The sequence below is a fragment of the Paenibacillus sp. LjRoot56 genome (assembly GCF_964253335.1).
Taxonomy (GTDB): Bacteria; Bacillota; Bacilli; order Paenibacillales; family NBRC-103111; genus Paenibacillus_E; species Paenibacillus_E allorhizoplanae.
Map to the genome: position 1 here is coordinate 277,501 of NZ_CAXURV020000001.1, position 16,121 is coordinate 293,621.

14 protein-coding genes are annotated in these 16,121 nt (G+C 41.5%); 6 read left to right on the forward strand and 8 right to left on the reverse strand.

Translation table 11 applies throughout. The features are described 5' to 3' along the window. Positions 1-55: 55 nt before the first annotated feature. The 8 genes from ACSQ8O_RS01245 to dnaA form a co-directional block, all read right to left on the reverse strand. The gene (locus ACSQ8O_RS01245) at positions 56-1,123 is read right to left on the reverse strand and encodes an HD-GYP domain-containing protein (RefSeq protein ID WP_436241918.1); all 1,068 of its coding nucleotides are present in this window, start codon (positions 1,121-1,123) and stop codon (positions 56-58) included. An 81-nt stretch (positions 1,124-1,204) separates the two neighbouring features. Then, positions 1,205-3,697, reverse strand: a complete 2,493-nt coding sequence (gene gyrA, locus ACSQ8O_RS01250; protein ID WP_436240144.1) for a DNA gyrase subunit A — start codon at positions 3,695-3,697, stop codon at positions 1,205-1,207. 48 nt (positions 3,698-3,745) lie between these two features. Continuing rightward, positions 3,746-5,662 (reverse strand): DNA topoisomerase (ATP-hydrolyzing) subunit B, encoded by a 1,917-nt coding sequence (gene gyrB, locus ACSQ8O_RS01255; RefSeq protein ID WP_236293043.1) that lies wholly within the window; start codon positions 5,660-5,662, stop codon positions 3,746-3,748. Between the two features lie 35 nt (positions 5,663-5,697). After that, a complete protein-coding gene (gene remB / locus ACSQ8O_RS01260) occupies positions 5,698-5,946 on the reverse strand; it encodes an extracellular matrix regulator RemB (RefSeq protein ID WP_056622698.1) in 249 nt (82 codons plus the stop codon). A 5-nt stretch (positions 5,947-5,951) separates the two neighbouring features. Beyond that, positions 5,952-7,070, reverse strand: coding sequence for a DNA replication/repair protein RecF (gene recF / locus ACSQ8O_RS01265; protein WP_436240145.1), 1,119 nt, complete (start codon positions 7,068-7,070; stop codon positions 5,952-5,954). A 27-nt stretch (positions 7,071-7,097) separates the two neighbouring features. Next, positions 7,098-7,313: a S4 domain-containing protein YaaA gene (gene yaaA / locus ACSQ8O_RS01270; protein WP_056622694.1), complete on the reverse strand. Its 216-nt coding sequence runs from the start codon at positions 7,311-7,313 to the stop codon at positions 7,098-7,100. 12 nt (positions 7,314-7,325) lie between these two features. Then, positions 7,326-8,468, reverse strand: coding sequence for a DNA polymerase III subunit beta (gene dnaN / locus ACSQ8O_RS01275; protein WP_056622692.1), 1,143 nt, complete (start codon positions 8,466-8,468; stop codon positions 7,326-7,328). A 180-nt stretch (positions 8,469-8,648) separates the two neighbouring features. After that, positions 8,649-10,016: a chromosomal replication initiator protein DnaA gene (dnaA, locus tag ACSQ8O_RS01280; protein ID WP_056622690.1), complete on the reverse strand. Its 1,368-nt coding sequence runs from the start codon at positions 10,014-10,016 to the stop codon at positions 8,649-8,651. 623 nt (positions 10,017-10,639) lie between these two features. On the opposite strand from dnaA, the gene rpmH reads away from it, so the two are divergent. The 6 genes from rpmH to mnmG all read left to right on the forward strand — a co-directional run bounded on the left by rpmH (position 10,640) and on the right by mnmG (position 16,121). Then, a complete protein-coding gene (gene rpmH, locus ACSQ8O_RS01285) occupies positions 10,640-10,774 on the forward strand; it encodes a 50S ribosomal protein L34 (protein ID WP_028557239.1) in 135 nt (44 codons plus the stop codon). Between the two features lie 135 nt (positions 10,775-10,909). Then, complete coding sequence (gene rnpA / locus ACSQ8O_RS01290; RefSeq protein WP_056622830.1) at positions 10,910-11,269, forward strand: ribonuclease P protein component; 360 nt, start codon at positions 10,910-10,912, stop codon at positions 11,267-11,269. 71 nt (positions 11,270-11,340) lie between these two features. Further along, the gene (gene yidC, locus ACSQ8O_RS01295) at positions 11,341-12,114 is read left to right on the forward strand and encodes a membrane protein insertase YidC (protein ID WP_056622684.1); all 774 of its coding nucleotides are present in this window, start codon (positions 11,341-11,343) and stop codon (positions 12,112-12,114) included. Next, entirely contained in the window at positions 12,111-12,728 is a 618-nt protein-coding gene (jag, locus tag ACSQ8O_RS01300; RefSeq protein WP_056622682.1) for an RNA-binding cell elongation regulator Jag/EloR, read from the forward strand. Before yidC ends, jag begins: the two co-directional genes overlap by 4 nt. Positions 12,729-12,802: 74 nt before the next feature. Next, complete coding sequence (gene mnmE / locus ACSQ8O_RS01305) at positions 12,803-14,179, forward strand: tRNA uridine-5-carboxymethylaminomethyl(34) synthesis GTPase MnmE (protein WP_436240146.1); 1,377 nt, start codon at positions 12,803-12,805, stop codon at positions 14,177-14,179. Between the two features lie 46 nt (positions 14,180-14,225). Further along, positions 14,226-16,121: a tRNA uridine-5-carboxymethylaminomethyl(34) synthesis enzyme MnmG gene (mnmG, locus tag ACSQ8O_RS01310; RefSeq protein ID WP_436240147.1), complete on the forward strand. Its 1,896-nt coding sequence runs from the start codon at positions 14,226-14,228 to the stop codon at positions 16,119-16,121.

A 16,121-nucleotide genomic window follows, 5' to 3' on the forward strand; every position in this document is an offset into this window, starting at 1 on the left:
TTTTACACTTAAAAAAAACCTTCACTCTCGGCGAGTGAAGGTTGATTATAGCATTTTAAATATGGCCAATCACATCTTGAATAAATAGATTTCTTTCAACGGTTAAGTTAACAATTGTACCATTGACATTAACCCATGGTCTTGTAGGATGTGAGCGATCAGAGAACACGATCTCACCGACGCGGTTGTCACTTAGTTTCACAAGCGTTCCGTTACTAATTTGCGTAGATTTGTTCATAAAGACTTGAACGAGTGTAGGATCTACTTTACCGAAGGATTCGTTCAACAATTGCTCTAATACTGCATAAGGCGATATAGCAGGTTTGTAGTAGCGCTCATTCGTCATCGCATTATAGATATCAGCAATAGCAATAATTTTGGCATACACATGAATTTTGTCAGACTTTACGCCGAGCGGATAGCCTGAACCATCTTCTCTTTCATGATGTTGAAGAGCTGTTAATTTAACCCCTTCATTAATGCCAGACATATTCTTAAGAATCTGATAGCCAATCAGTGTATGTTGCTTAATCTCGTCCATTTCAGAAGCATTTAAAGGCGTCTTCTTCTCCAGCAGTGTGCGATCCACTTTGCTAGTACCAATATCGTGAAGTAAACCTGCCATTGCGATTTGAAGTAAATCCTTCTGCGGAAGACCTGCCCATCTGGCTAAGGAGTACGAGGTTAAGCTTACTAAAATACTTTTATGATAAATATACTCATGTAAATTCCGATTCTTAGGTGTGAAGGTGAGCACTTTATAAGCATCAATATGTCGAATAAGCGTTTCGAGGCCTGTCCGAATTTCTAAGATAGGAAGCTGTTGTCCGCCATTCGCAAGAAGAAATACTCTCTTGAGCAGTTTCACCATATTGTGATACTCCGCATAAAACGGATGAACAGCCTCAACTTCTTTCACTTTTGGCTCTTCACTCACTTGCTCCATTTCATTGCCGTTCTTGACTTCAATATAAACAGAAGGAATGAGAAATGCTTTCAGAATTTCGACTTCCCTCTCCTGAATGATTCTTCCTTTGTGAAAAAGCGTATTCCCCATCTTGGTTATTACAATATCGCCTAATCTTTCACCATATTTTAATTGCGAAACGGCTACTGTCGGCACGGTCATTCACTCACCTTACTATTTCGTATACTTCATATTGTAAAGTAAAAGGGATGGGTTTGTAAGCCCCATCCCTAGAATTTATTCTTCTGACTCTGTCGCTTCTGCTGACTCTTCCCAGTCGCCGTCTTCCTCAGACTCGTTCTGTTCTTCATTCTTCTGAACGCGAGCCAACGTCCCTACTTCGTCATCTTCACGTATGTTAATCAGACGAACACCTTGCGTATTACGCCCCATGACAGAAATGCCGTCCATACTAGTACGGATGACAGTACCCGATGCTGAAATAATCATCAGATCCTCATCTTCTTGCACCACTTTAAGACCGACAATCGGACCGTTCTTCTCCGTGACATTTAAAGTTTTGATCCCTTTACCGCCTCGTGATTGAATCCGATACTCGGAAACAGGAGTCCGCTTACCAAAGCCTTTGGAGGTTACGATTAGTACACTATTATCTTCATGAACAACGTCCATATCAATAACAGCATCCTCATCATCTAAGTGAATACCTTTTACTCCCGTAGCCGATCTGCCCATTGAACGCACATCACTCTCTGGGAAGTGAATGGACATCCCTAGCTTAGTCCCCATGATAATACCCTGGTTACCATCCGTAAGCTTCACACCAATGAGATCATCATCTTCTCGTAAATTAATGGCGATTAAACCACCTTTACGAATGTTTGAATAATCATCAATTGGTGTTTTCTTAACAACCCCTTGCTTGGTTGCAAAGAAAAGATATTGCTCTGTTTCAAAGCTTTCAACAGGAATGACCGCATTTACGGTTTCCCCTTGTTCGATTTGAATCAAGTTAATAATTGGTGTTCCACGAGCTGTACGGCTCAAATCTGGAATCTCATAAGCTTTCAAACGGTAGACTTTCCCTTTATTCGTAAAGAACATGAGATAATGATGTGTATTCGTTACGAACAAATGTTCCACGAAGTCATTATCTTTTGTATCCATACCGACGACACCGCGTCCTCCACGCTTCTGGTTCCGATACGTCGTAACCGGTAGGCGCTTAATATAGCCAGTGTGCGTTATCGTTATAACGACATCTTCACGTGGGATTAGGTCTTCATCCTCAATGCTTTCTTCACCAACTGTAATCTCAGAACGTCGGTCATCACCGAACTTTTCTTTAATTTCATTTAGTTCTTCACTAATGATCGCAAGAATCAACTGCTCATCGGCAAGAATCGCTCTAAGCTCAGCAATTCTCTTCATGAGTTCCGCATATTCCGCTTCAATCTTCTCACGTTCCAAACCAGTCAAACGCTGTAAACGCATATCGAGAATGGCTTGTGCTTGATCCAGACTCAGACTAAATGTCGTCATGAGTCCTTCTCTCGCCTCATCCGTTGTACGAGAAGAGCGAATTAGTGCAATGACTTGATCCAAGTGATCAAGTGCAATACGTAAACCTTCTAAAATATGCGCTCTAGCTTCCGCTTTACGCAGATCAAATTCGGTTCTACGACGAATAACTTCTTGCTGATGTTTCAGATAATAATGCAGCATCTCACGAAGATTCAAAACTTTTGGTTCTCCGTTGACGAGAGCGAGCATAATGATTCCAAAATTAGATTGCATAGCGGTCTGTTTGAACAAGTTATTCAGAACGACGTTAGGATTAACATCGCGTCGCAGCTCAATAACTACACGCATCCCGTTGCGGTCTGACTCATCTCGAAGATCCGTGATGCCATCGATCTTCTTCTCACGCACAAGCTCAGCAATTTTCTCTACTAATCTTGCTTTATTTACTTGATAAGGCAGCTCATTCACAATGATTCTAGCCTTATTATTATTTTCTTCAATGACAGTTCTAGCTCTCATCGTAACGGAGCCTCTACCTGTGGTATAGGCTGATCTGATCCCTTCGCGTCCAAGAATGAATCCAGCCGTTGGGAAATCCGGTCCTTTGATCGCTTGCATTAATTCCATAGACGTGACATCTGGATTCTCGATCATCATCTGAATACCCTCGATAACCTCTCTTAGGTTATGTGGAGGAATATTCGTTGCCATACCTACGGCAATCCCTGAACTACCGTTAACGAGTAAGTTCGGGAAACGAGAAGGGAGAACGACGGGTTCATTTTCTTCGCCATCGTAGTTTGGTTTATAATCGATTGTCTCTCGGTTAATATCACGAAGAAGCTCCATAGCAATCTTTGATAAACGAGCCTCGGTATAACGCATGGCTGCTGCCATATCACCGTCGATGGATCCAAAGTTCCCATGCCCATCAACAAGCATATAACGCAGGGAGAAATCTTGTGCCATCCGAACCATAGTTTCGTACACAGCGGTATCACCGTGTGGATGATACTTACCGATAACTTCACCAACGATTCTCGCTGATTTCTTATGTGGCTTATCTGGAGACATACCTAGTTCAGACATCGCAAACAAGATACGACGATGAACCGGCTTCAGACCGTCTCTAACATCTGGCAGTGCGCGACTGACAATGATACTCATCGCATAGTCTAAGAAGGATGTACGCATTTCGGTCGAAATGTCAATTTCTTTGACTTGCGAATGTAATTCTTCGCTCATGAATGTTCCTCCTGAAAGCTTACATCGTTTGCAACGTCTCGGACGACGTTAGATATCTAAATTTTTCACGTATTTCGCATGTTCCTCGATAAAATCACGTCTAGGCTCTACATTATCGCCCATCAATGAATCAAAGAGTGTATCCGCTTCTATAGCATCTTCGATCGTCACTTGGAGTAGTGTACGGCTTTCCGGATCCATGGTTGTTTCCCATAACTGGCCCGGATTCATCTCGCCAAGTCCTTTGTAACGTTGGACATTGACTTTCACGCCTTCACCAAACTCTTGCATAATGACTTCACGTTGCTTCTCGTTATACGCATATCGAATCGTTTTATTACGCTCAAGCTTAAAGAGTGGTGGTTGTGCAATATACACATAGCCAGTCTCAATTAGTTTTTTCATGTAACGGTATAAGAAGGTAAGCAGCAAGGTACGAATATGCGCACCATCCACATCGGCATCCGTCATGAGGATAATTTTGTGATAACGTGCCTTGGAAATGTCGAAATCATCGCTGATTCCTGTACCGAAAGCTGTAATCATAGCACGGATTTCGGTATTGGATAAGATACGATCCAAGCGTGCTTTCTCTACATTCAAAATTTTACCGCGCAGAGGCAGAATCGCTTGGAAGTGACGATCACGTCCTTGCTTAGCTGAACCACCTGCAGAATCACCTTCTACAATGTAAATCTCACTGATTGAAGCGTCTTTGGAAGAGCAATCTGCTAGTTTACCTGGCAGGGCACTAACTTCAAGCGCACTTTTGCGGCGAGTCAATTCTCTGGCTTTACGCGCAGCTTCTCTTGCTCTAGCAGCTTGAATACCTTTTTCAAGGATTTTGCGAGCTACAGCTGGGTTCTCTTCAAGGAATTCTTGCAGTTTCTCTGCGAAAAGGGATTCCACAATACCACGAACTTCGCTGTTACCAAGTTTCGTTTTTGTTTGACCTTCGAACTGAGGCTCTGGAATTTTCACAGAAATAATCGCAGCAAGACCCTCGCGCACGTCATCTCCAGATAGATTCGAGTCGCTTTCTTTGATCGAATTATTTTTACGGGCGTAGTCATTCAGAATCCGCGTCAGTGCGCTTTTGAATCCTGATTCATGTGTTCCACCCTCGTGTGTGTTGATATTATTGGCAAAAGAGTAAATGTTCTCGGTATAGCTATCGTTATACTGGAGAGCAATCTCGATCGAAATGTTATCTTTCGCACCTTCTACATAGATCGGGACTTCATTGACGACCTCACGGTTGCGATTTAAATGCTGCACAAATGACACAATACCGCCCTCATACATATGCGTTGCTACAGTATCCGTACGCTCGTCAATCAAGTTAATTTCGATGCCTTTATTCAAGAAAGCAAGCTCTCGAATTCTGGATTGCAGCGTATCGAAATCGTATTCGGTCGTTTCTTTAAAAATCTCCGGATCCGGATGGAACGTAACCGTGGTGCCCGTTTCTTCGGTTTCACCTATGACTTTCACATCATATTGCGGCGTTCCGCGGCGGTATTCTTGTTGATGAATTTGACCTTTATTCTTTACTTGCACAGTTAAGTGCTCAGACAGCGCATTAACCACGGAAATACCTACACCGTGCAAACCACCGGATACTTTGTAACCGGAATCCTCGCCACCGAATTTACCACCTGCGTGGAGTACGGTAAGTACAACCTCGAGTGTTGGTCTTTTCAGTTTTGCATTTTCACCGACAGGAATTCCGCGCCCGTTATCAATAACAGTAATGCCATTATCTTTATGAACGATTACATCAATTTTCGTACAAAATCCGGCCAAAGCCTCATCGATACTATTATCTACAACTTCCCAAACGAGATGGTGCAGTCCTCGGGCACTAGTAGAACCAATATACATACCCGGTCTTTTGCGAACGGCTTCTAAACCTTCCAGAACCTGAATCTGACTGTCATCGTACGCATTTTGATTCACAGACATGCTACTCTTCACCTGCTTTTTTATATTAAAAGAAGTTAATTCGTCAATAACTGATTAGCTCTTTTTTTGAGCGTTGTTGAGGAGATAGGGGAATAATACACCTTACTTTTCGTCACGACCAGTGATTTGCAATCTTCCTCACCGATTTGCTCGGTTCTCTTATCTTTGACTGCTTGCCCAATGAACTGCTTTGATATTTTAGATGACTTCTCAATCGAAATATCAAATATAGCAATCAATTCAGACGCTCTAATGATTTTCTCTCCACCCAAATGAATAAACATGCTTCTCAGCTCCTGCCGTTTACATTTCCTTTCAAAACATGAAACACGGAAGCATGATCCAGTTGATCCAAATGAACACTCTCTAGACCTGTTGTCGTAATAAACGTTTGGACTTTCTGCTGAAACGTGCGAATTAACTGTGTCTGTCTATATTCATCCAGTTCCGATAGGACATCATCTAGTAATAGCAGAGGATACTCGCCGACTTCTTCATGAATGAGCTCAATTTCTGCTAGCTTGAGTGATAGCGCGGTTGTACGCTGCTGACCTTGGGAACCGTACGTTTGGACTTCTTTGTCATTTATGAAAAAGAGAAGATCGTCACGATGAGGGCCTACTAAAGTTACACCTCTTCGGAATTCCTGATCTTTCACCAAAGATAACTTTATCATAAATTGGTTTAATAAAACAGATTCATCTTCAAATGGCTCCATGTCAAAAGAAGGGGAGTAGCGAATCACTAACGATTCACTGTCGTTCGTTATCCCTCTGTGGATATTCTCCGCCCATTTTTGAAGCTTCTTTATGAAGTTTTGACGCTTTTTCATAATTTTAACACCATACTGTGCTAATTGTTCATTCCAGATGTCCAACATGGCGTCAGGTGTGCTTTTTCCTGGGTAATTTTGCTTTAAATAATTATTCCGTTGCACCAAGATTTTCTGATATTGAGATAAGTCGTGAATATAGGAGGGCTGTACTTGGCCGATTTCCATATCAAGAAAACGTCGTCTTATGCCAGGCGTTCCTTTGACAATCTCTAAATCCTCTGGAGCAAACATGACAACGTTCAATGCACCAATAAAATTACTGAGCTTTTTTTGCTCAAGACCATTAATCTTCGCTTTTTTCCCCTTGGAAGAGATGGAGAGATCCAGCTTACAGTTCCCGTACAATTTCTGAATCTCTGCATGCAGCAGCGTTTGCTCACCGTTCCAGCCAATCAGTTCTTTGTCCTGGTGGGTACGATGCGATTTGGTCATGGCCATCACATAGATGGATTCCAGCAAATTTGTTTTACCTTGTGCGTTGGGTCCAACGAAAATATTCACGTTATTCGATGTTGTTAATTCAACATGATCGTAATTTCTATAATGACTGAGTACGAGTTTATTTAGAAACATTGCCGATCATCCCCCTGGGTATTCCGATCAGGAGCTTATGACCTCGAATTGTCCAAAACCTTCTACCTTGACGATATCCTGCGGCACAAGTTTCCGACCTCTGCGATTTTCAGCTTGCCCGTTCACTTCGATTTTGGTTTCCACAACAAAAAATTTAGCTTGTCCACCTGTGGATATGCAGTCCGATAACTTCAAAAATTGCCCAAGTGTAATATATGCAGTGTTGATAACTATTTGTTTCATACGAGCGCTCCCTTAATTCGTTGTTCGGTATGGCAAAATTAACTGCAAAATATTCGTCGAATCTTGCGGTTTCATAATGATCGGTTGCATAGCTCCCGTAAATCCAATTTGAATAAATTCGGAGTCGAGTACCTTCAGTGCATCCAACATATATTTGGAGTTAAACGAAATCTTAAGTAAGTCACCAACAATATGCTGCAGGGCAATTTGTTCAGTTACTTTACCTAGCTCGGAGGAACTCGACGAAATTTCGATGGTTTTGTCTTCAAGCATCATCATTTTAACAATATTCGTTTTGTCCTCTTTGGAGAGAAGGTAGGCACGGTCGATCGCTTCAGCCAATTCCTTTGTTGGAACAACCATTTCCGTTTGAAATGATTGCGGAATGAGCTTAGACGTATCTGGGTAAGTCCCATCTAAAATACGCGAATAAAATAAAATCGATTGAATTTTGAATAAAACTTGGTTGTCCGCAATAACTATATCTATAAGGGTGTTTTGATCAGGCAAAATTTTGCTTAACTCATTCAGTGTACGTCCTGAAATAACGATATTAGGCAGGTTTTGTGCTTGTTCGTTATCAACTGTGACTTCTCTACTTGCCAGGCGATGACGATCACATGCGATAAATTTCAACTTATCACCTGAAATGTTCCAAAGAACTCCTGTAAGAATAGGCGTTGATTCATTGGTGGATACAGCATAAGACGTTTGTTTAATCATTGTTTTAAGCAAATCACTTGGAAGGCGAAGCATTTTGCTTTCTTCGATTTCAGGAAGCAGTGGATACTCATCTGGATCTAGGCCCATGATTTGAATTTCGGAAGAACCTGAACGAATAATCGTTTGGAAGTTAGCTTTTACTTCAATTTCGATTAGTTGTGCTGGCAGCTTACGAATGATTTCAACGAAAAATTTAGCGGGAAGTACAACACTCCCAGCTTGAATAAGTTCAATAATTTTAATGGTGCTGTTTTCACTTGCTGTAAAGCTTTGAATGGAAATGTCGGTATCACTAGCTGTTAGCGTAACACCGCTTAAGGTTGCATCTATTTTGATCCCTGTAAGAATGGGTATCGTTGTTCGAGAGGATATGGCTTTGGAAACGTGACCAATGGATTCGATTAAATGGTCTTTTAGGATAGTTAATTTCATGACTTCACTCCTGCAGTTCTTTTTTTACGGTGCGTTAGCATAATCATTATATAATAACATTCTTTATTAGTAATAGCAGTAGGGGCTCTGGATATGTGGATATGTGGATGAACCTGAGATAGAGCAAGCCTATCCACATGTGAATAGATTGTGCATAGGCTTATGGAAAAAGTGATGTTATTAAGAGGGGTTTTTGATGCGTTCCGTTAAGTTATGGACAATCTTATATAATTCTTGATCCACTTTGAGCTGCTGCACAATTTTCTCATGCGCATGTATGACGGTCGTATGATCGCGACCTCCAAAATTATCTCCGATTTTCGGCAAAGAGAAGTCTGTGAGTTCCCGTGCAAGGTACATCGCTACTTGCCTTGGGAATGCCACGGCTTTTGTTCGTTTACGCGCTTTGAAATCCTCGAGCTTTAAACCATAGAATTCTCCAACTCTTGCTTGAATATCCTGTATCGTAATGACTCTTGGTCGGTTCGATGGGATGATATCCTTCAACGCTTCAGCCGTTAAATGAACACTAATATCTTGATTAATAAGGGACGAGTACGCAACAACACGTATTAACGCACCCTCCAGCTCTCGGATATTCGTATCAATTTGGTTCGCGATATAGATCATAGCTTCATTCGGAATCTCAAGATTCTCAGCTTTAGCCTTTTTGCGTAAAATAGCGATTCGTGTTTCTAAATCTGGCGGTTGAATATCTGTGATAAGTCCCCATTCAAATCGTGAACGTAACCGATCTTCCAGGGTTGGAATCTCTTTAGGCGGACGGTCACTTGAGATAATAATTTGTTTTCCTTCCTCATGAAGCGCGTTAAATGTGTGGAAGAACTCTTCCTGCGTTCCTTCTTTCCCCGCAAGGAATTGAATATCATCGATGAGCAGTACATCAATGGTTCGATACTTGTTACGAAAGCCTTCCCCGCGGTTATCACGGACTGCATTGATAAATTCATTCGTGAACTTTTCGGAGGATATATATAGAACCCGAGAGCCAGGGTTATGTTCAAGTACATAATGTCCGATCGCATGCATGAGATGTGTTTTACCTAGTCCAACGCCCCCGTATAAAAAGAGGGGATTATACGCTTTGGCCGGCGCTTCAGCTACGGCGAGAGAAGCAGCGTGAGCAAAACGGTTACCAGATCCAATGACGAAGGTATCAAATGTATACCTAGCGTTCATCATACTTGTAAAGTTTTCTTCACCAGCAACAATGGCTGGACCTTTGGGTGGAATGACAACGGGTTGAATGGCTTGCATCGATTGTGACTTCTGATCTTCGGTTTCGATAATGAATTTAACGGATACATGCTTTCCCGTAAAATCGTAGATCGTTCCTTCGATTAGCTTCGTGTATCTACTCTCAAGCCACTCCTGCGCAAAATTATTAGGAGCGCAAATAATGACTGTTGAATCGTTGAATACAGTAGCTTTCGTCGATTTGAGCCAGGTGTCGAAACTTGGTTTACTGAGCTTCGTTTGAATAATCGTTAAAATTTGTTGCCAAAGGTCCGTAGAATGGCCTTCCACAGTACTTCACTCCTTTTGAATCAAACATGTGGCATAGGCCAGGAGAACATGGTTATGATTTATGGATAAAACGTGAAACAAATAACTCACGTTGGAATCTCGATGAATTGGTAGTTAGCATTTAGTATGCCCAAATACCGTCTAAAAGAATCTAGTGTCTGGTGGGGTCAAAAAAGGATGACTTTTGTCGGTTTTATCCACATTACTAAGGATCCGCAGAAATGACTTATTCTTGTAGAGGGAAGTTTGTGCACATTATTATCCACAGGTTGTTGATAACTCGGAGGATTAGTGGTGTATATCCACAGCAGAAACATTACTATCTTAACAAAAGATACCTTGTTAATCAACGGATTGTTTCGCATTATCCACAATAACAACAACTTGTGGGTAGAAATTGTTCACAACACTAGATATTGTTGATATTCTGTTGATTTTCGACAAAGTTTGTTCTTTCTCGTCAAAACTTTATACACAGCTTGTTCTTTTTGCCGTTATCGAGGTTTTCCGCCATCCAAATACTGCACACTTGGGTAGGTTGACTTTCTTCTGTGAAAATGATTTAATGAGTAGTAGAAATTTTGTAGGATGGATATCCTCAGCCAGGTAGGGAGGTGCTATAGATGGGTCCAACATTTAACCCGAATACGAGAAAGCGTAAGAAGAACCATGGTTTCCGTAAAAGAATGAGCACGAAGAACGGTCGTAAAGTTCTACAAGCTCGTCGTCTTAAAGGAAGAAAAGTTCTTAGCGCGTAAGAAGAGGCTCCGAAAGGGGCTTTTTTTTTTGCATTTGGAACGTCGGTTTACATTGAACTGGTTTTGTTAAAACTAGATTAGATATGTAGTGTCCTTTCAACTAATGAATGTGATCTGTCTGGAGTGTACATGGCTGTGGAGAAACTATATCGGTTAGCAAAAAGAGAAGACTTTAGTAAGGTGTATCGCTATGGGAAATCGATGGCCAATCAGCAATTCGTTCTATACTATTTGCCGCAGCCGAAAGCAGAAGCGTTTCGTTTCGGTGTATCGGTTTCCAAGAAAATAGGAAATGCAGTTGTACGTAATCGTTTGAGACGAATGATGAAAGAAATTATTCGGTTGAAAAAAGAAAACATGACGCCTCAATATGACTACATTCTGCTGGCTAGAAAACCGGTTGTTGATATGGCTTACGCAGACATGGAGAAGAGCATCTGGCATGTCATTCGTAAAGCTTCTTTATATAAAAAAAATGACGCATTAAAAAAGTGACGCAATATTTCCTTGCGGACTGAAGATGTGTTATAGTTTATCTTGGAAAAGACATTTAGGAGGATCTCATTTTGACTCGTCGAATTTATATGCTAGTAGCACTGTCTTCGGTGATTTTACTTTTGTCCGGATGTAGCCCGTCAAGTGCAGCATCAGCGCCAATCGATCCGAACACGGCTAATTTTTTCACTAAGTACTTTACGTACCCGCTTTCACAAACGCTTGACTGGTTCGCCGATCATCTATGGGGTCAATATGGATTATCCATCTTGGTTGTTACATTGATTATTCGATTGATTATTTTGCCGCTTACGCTTAAGCAATACAAAAGTTCTAAACGGATGCAGGATCTGCAGCCTGAAATGAAAAAGCTTAAAGAGAAATATAAAGATGATGCGAAAAAGCAACAAGAAGAAACGATGAAACTATTTCAACAAAATGGTGTAAATCCGTTAGCTGGTTGTTTTCCTATCATTGTTCAAATGCCAATTCTAATCGCTCTTTATCAAGCGATTATGCGTAACCAAGAAATTCATGAGCACACGTTCCTGTGGTTGAATCTTGGTAAGCCGGATCACCTATACATCTTACCGTTGATTGCCGCGGCTACGACGTTCATTCAACAAATGTTTATGTCTTCCCAAATGAATCAACAAATGAAAAGCTTAATGTACATTTTCCCGGTCATGATTTTTGTAATGTCCATGAATTTTGCATCAGCGCTTCCGTTATACTGGATTTACGGTAACATTTTCACAATCGTTCAGTCTTATTTCATCTATGGTGCTCCTGGTTCACAAAAAAAGCCTGGATCTCAAAATAATAAGGGTGGCCTGTCGAAATGAAGAAAATCGTGGTGACTGGAAAGACAATTGAACTAGCAGTTAAATCTGGTCTAGATCAATGGCAAGTTTCGGAGGATCGAGTACAAATTCATATTTTGGAACAGCCCTCACGAGGGTTGTTCGGGTTTATTGGATCCAGAGTTGCGAAGGTTGAGCTCGAATTGATACCCGATCCACTTGAGGAAGCGATAGCTTTCTTACAAGATATGTTCGAAGCGATGCAAATTTCCATCACCATAGATACACATAAAGATCGTGAAGGCTATATCTTAAACATGAGTGGCTCGGAATTAGGTATTTTGATCGGAAAAAGAGGACAAACACTTGATGCGCTTCAGTATTTAGTTAATATTGTTGGTAATCGGTATGCGAATTCTCATTTCCGTATCATCTTAGATGCGGAAAATTTCCGTGATCGACGGAAGAAAACGTTGGAAGAGCTGGCGTTGAGACTGGCTAATCGCGTGATTAAGTCGAAAAAAGAAGTTATTTTGGAGCCGATGAATTCGCAAGAACGTAAAATCATTCATGCGGAATTACAAGGGCATCCGGTTATCAAAACATACAGTAAAGGCGAAGAACCGAATCGTCGGGTTGTCATCGCTGTTAAATAACACAGATCGCAATGACTTGGTTCATATGTCATTGCTTTTTCTTTAAGATGAGGTAAATTCGAGGTGCAAATACTATGTTAAATGATACGATTGCTGCTATTTCTACACCGCTTGGAGAGGGTGGGATAGCGGTTATTCGTGTGAGCGGCGAGGATTCTGTCACATACGTTGAACGTATTTTCCGCTCAAAAACGAAATTATCTGTTGCTGACACGCATACGGTACATTATGGATTCATTATAGAACCTGCTTCCACCGAAAAGGTAGAGGAGGTTCTAGTTACGTTAATGAAAGCTCCGCGATCCTTCACCATGGAGGATGTTGTCGAAATTAGTTGTCACGGAGGGATTGTCTCCGTTAAGAAAGTACTTGATTTATTACTAGTACAAGGGGTTCGCTTAGCTGAGCCTGGTGAGTTTACAAAGCGAGCTTTTTTGAACGGTCGTATTGACTTAACACAGGCAGAAGCGGTTATTGACTTAATTCGGGCTAAATCCGATAGAGCTTTCAAGGTAGCTTTGAAGCAGGTGGAAGGCAATTTATCCAAACAGATTAAGCATTTACGATACATCCTGGTGGAGTTAATGGCTCATGTTGAGGTGAATATTGATTATCCTGAACATGATGTAGAGGAAATGACTAATGTGTTCATCAAGACGAAGTGTGATACGGTCATGTTGGATATTGATCGTTTATTGGTGACTGCAGAACAAGGTAAAATTTTGCGTGAGGGCATTGAGACAGCAATTGTCGGCAAACCTAATGTTGGGAAGTCTTCCTTGTTGAATGAATTAGCCCAAGAGAATCGGGCTATTGTTACTGATATCCCAGGAACTACGAGGGATGTCATTGAGGAGTTCGTTAATATTGGCGGTATTCCGTTGAAGCTGCTTGATACGGCTGGTATTCGCGAAACTTCAGATATTGTCGAACAGATTGGTGTGGAGAGGTCTAAGACTGCTTTAGCCGAGGCTGATCTCATTTTACTGGTACTGAATAGTAACGATGAGCTTCAACTCGACGAGATTGCGTTGATGAAGCAGTTGGCGGATAAACAAACGATCGTTATTTTAAATAAGATTGATTTGGATCGCAAATTAGATGTGGAACAGGTTCTCAGTTATTTCCCGCAAGAGCGTATTGTGGAACTGTCCCTGATTGAGAATAAAGGTATTGAGGATTTGGAAAAAGCGATCGCGGCGATTTTCTTTGAAGGAAAGCTTGAATCCAGTGATTTGACATATGTGAGTAATGTTCGCCATATTTCTTTGTTGAAGCAGGCCAAACGTTCTTTACAGGATGCGTTGGATGCCAATGAGCAATATGTACCGATTGATATGATTCAAATTGATATCCGGGCTGCTTGGGAGCAGTTAGGGGAGATTATCGGCGATTCCGTAGGTGAATCCCTAATCGATCAAATTTTTACACAATTCTGCTTAGGAAAATGAAAATCGACAGCATTTGCGTTTTCATAAAAGAGGGAGGGACGTTTCTATGGGATATCACGCAGGGAATTATGACGTTATCGTTATTGGTGCCGGACACGCAGGTTGTGAGGCAGCTTTAGCTTCAGCTCGCATGGGTTGTAATACGTTGCTATTAACGATCAATTTAGACATGGTTGCTTTCATGCCTTGTAATCCATCCATCGGTGGTCCAGCGAAAGGACACGTTGTTCGTGAGATCGACGCGCTTGGTGGTGAGATGGGTCGCAATATTGACAAAACTTATATTCAACTTCGTATGTTGAATACAGGGAAGGGACCAGCTGTTCATGCGTTGCGTGCTCAAGCCGATAAATTTTCGTATCAGCATAAAATGAAAGAAACGATTGAAGCTACACCTAATTTGACACTTCGTCAAGGAATGGCAGAGGAGCTTATCGTTGAGAATGGTGTTTGCAAAGGTTTGATTACAAAGACAGGCGCTGAGTATTATGCAAAATCTGTCGTTTTGACCACCGGTACGTATTTGCGCGGTAAGGTCATCATGGGCGAACTGATGTATGAGAGTGGTCCCAATAATCAGCAACCATCCGTTAAATTATCGGAGTCCTTGCGTAAGCTAGGCTTTGACTTGGTTCGATTTAAAACAGGAACGCCACCGCGCGTTCATGGAGATACGATTGATTTTAGCAAAACAGAAATTCAGCCAGGCGATGAGCAACCGAAGTTTTTCTCGTTCGAAACGAAGTATGGTTCTAATCATAATCAACAATTGCCTTGCTGGTTAACTTATACGTCTGCAGAAACTCACCAAATTATTAATGATAATCTCCATCGCGCTCCGATGTTCTCTGGTGCTATCGAAGGGACTGGACCGAGGTATTGCCCTTCTATTGAAGATAAAATTGTTCGTTTCGCTGATAAGGCAAAGCATCAAATCTTCCTAGAGCCAGAAGGTCACAGTACGTCGGAGTATTATGTTCAAGGTCTTTCTACGAGTATGCCGGAAGATGTGCAGTTGGGCATCCTACGTTCTATTCCTGGACTAGAAAAAGTTGAAATGATGCGTACGGGTTATGCCATCGAGTATGATGCGGTAGTACCAACGCAATTGAAGCCTTCGTTGGAAACGAAGCTGGTTAGTGGGTTATTTACAGCTGGACAAATTAATGGGACTTCTGGATACGAAGAGGCAGCTGGTCAAGGGGTTATGGCTGGGATTAATGCCGCGCGTAAAGTGCAAGAGAAGGAAGCTATTGTATTGGATCGTTCGGAAGGTTATATCGGCGTTCTCATTGACGATCTTGTAACAAAAGGAACTAGTGAGCCATATCGCTTGCTTACTTCACGTGCAGAATATCGCTTGTTGCTTCGTCATGACAATGCGGATCTTCGCTTGACGCCGATTGGTCATGAAATTGGATTGATTTCTGAAGAGCGCTATGCGAAATTTTTGAACAAAAAATCGCTTGTAGAGCAAGAAATTGAACGTTTATCTGAAGTGAAGGTGAAACCTGAGCCTCACGTTCAAGAATTGCTTCGAAGCTTGGAAAGTGTGGAATTGACGAATTCGGTTCCAGCGATTTCCTTATTGCGTCGTCCTGAGATTGAGTATGCACATATTGAACAAATGACGATGTCTCCTTTTGACCTAGATGAAGATATGAAGGAGCAAGTTGGCATTCAAGTAAAATATGCGGGTTATATTGAAAAGCAAAGTAATCAAGTTGATCGTTTGCGAAAAATGGAAAAGAAAAAGATTCCGGATGATATTGAGTATAGTGAGATCCATGGAATTGCCACAGAAGCGAAACAGAAGCTCGCAAAAATCCGTCCAATCTCGATTGGGCAAGCATCTCGGATTAGCGGGGTTACACCTTCGGACATTTCTATCTTGCTTGTTTATCTCGAACATTACAATAGAGTCATAGCGGCTAGAGGTTAA

Excerpts from the sequence above, each read along its gene's own strand:
- gyrA (WP_436240144.1), bottom strand. The coding sequence starts at position 3,697 with ATGAGCGAAGAATTACATTCGCAAGTCAAAGAAATTGACATTTCGACC.
- gyrB (WP_236293043.1), bottom strand. The coding sequence starts at position 5,662 with ATGTCTGTGAATCAAAATGCGTACGATGACAGTCAGATTCAGGTTCTG.
- remB (WP_056622698.1), bottom strand. The coding sequence starts at position 5,946 with ATGTTTATTCATTTGGGTGGAGAGAAAATCATTAGAGCGTCTGAATTG.
- recF (WP_436240145.1), bottom strand. The coding sequence starts at position 7,070 with ATGTTTCTAAATAAACTCGTACTCAGTCATTATAGAAATTACGATCAT.
- yaaA (WP_056622694.1), bottom strand. The coding sequence starts at position 7,313 with ATGAAACAAATAGTTATCAACACTGCATATATTACACTTGGGCAATTT.
- dnaN (WP_056622692.1), bottom strand. The coding sequence starts at position 8,468 with ATGAAATTAACTATCCTAAAAGACCATTTAATCGAATCCATTGGTCAC.
- rpmH (WP_028557239.1), top strand. The coding sequence starts at position 10,640 with ATGGGTCCAACATTTAACCCGAATACGAGAAAGCGTAAGAAGAACCAT.
- jag (WP_056622682.1), top strand. The coding sequence starts at position 12,111 with ATGAAGAAAATCGTGGTGACTGGAAAGACAATTGAACTAGCAGTTAAA.
- mnmE (WP_436240146.1), top strand. The coding sequence starts at position 12,803 with ATGTTAAATGATACGATTGCTGCTATTTCTACACCGCTTGGAGAGGGT.
- mnmG (WP_436240147.1), top strand. The coding sequence starts at position 14,226 with ATGGGATATCACGCAGGGAATTATGACGTTATCGTTATTGGTGCCGGA.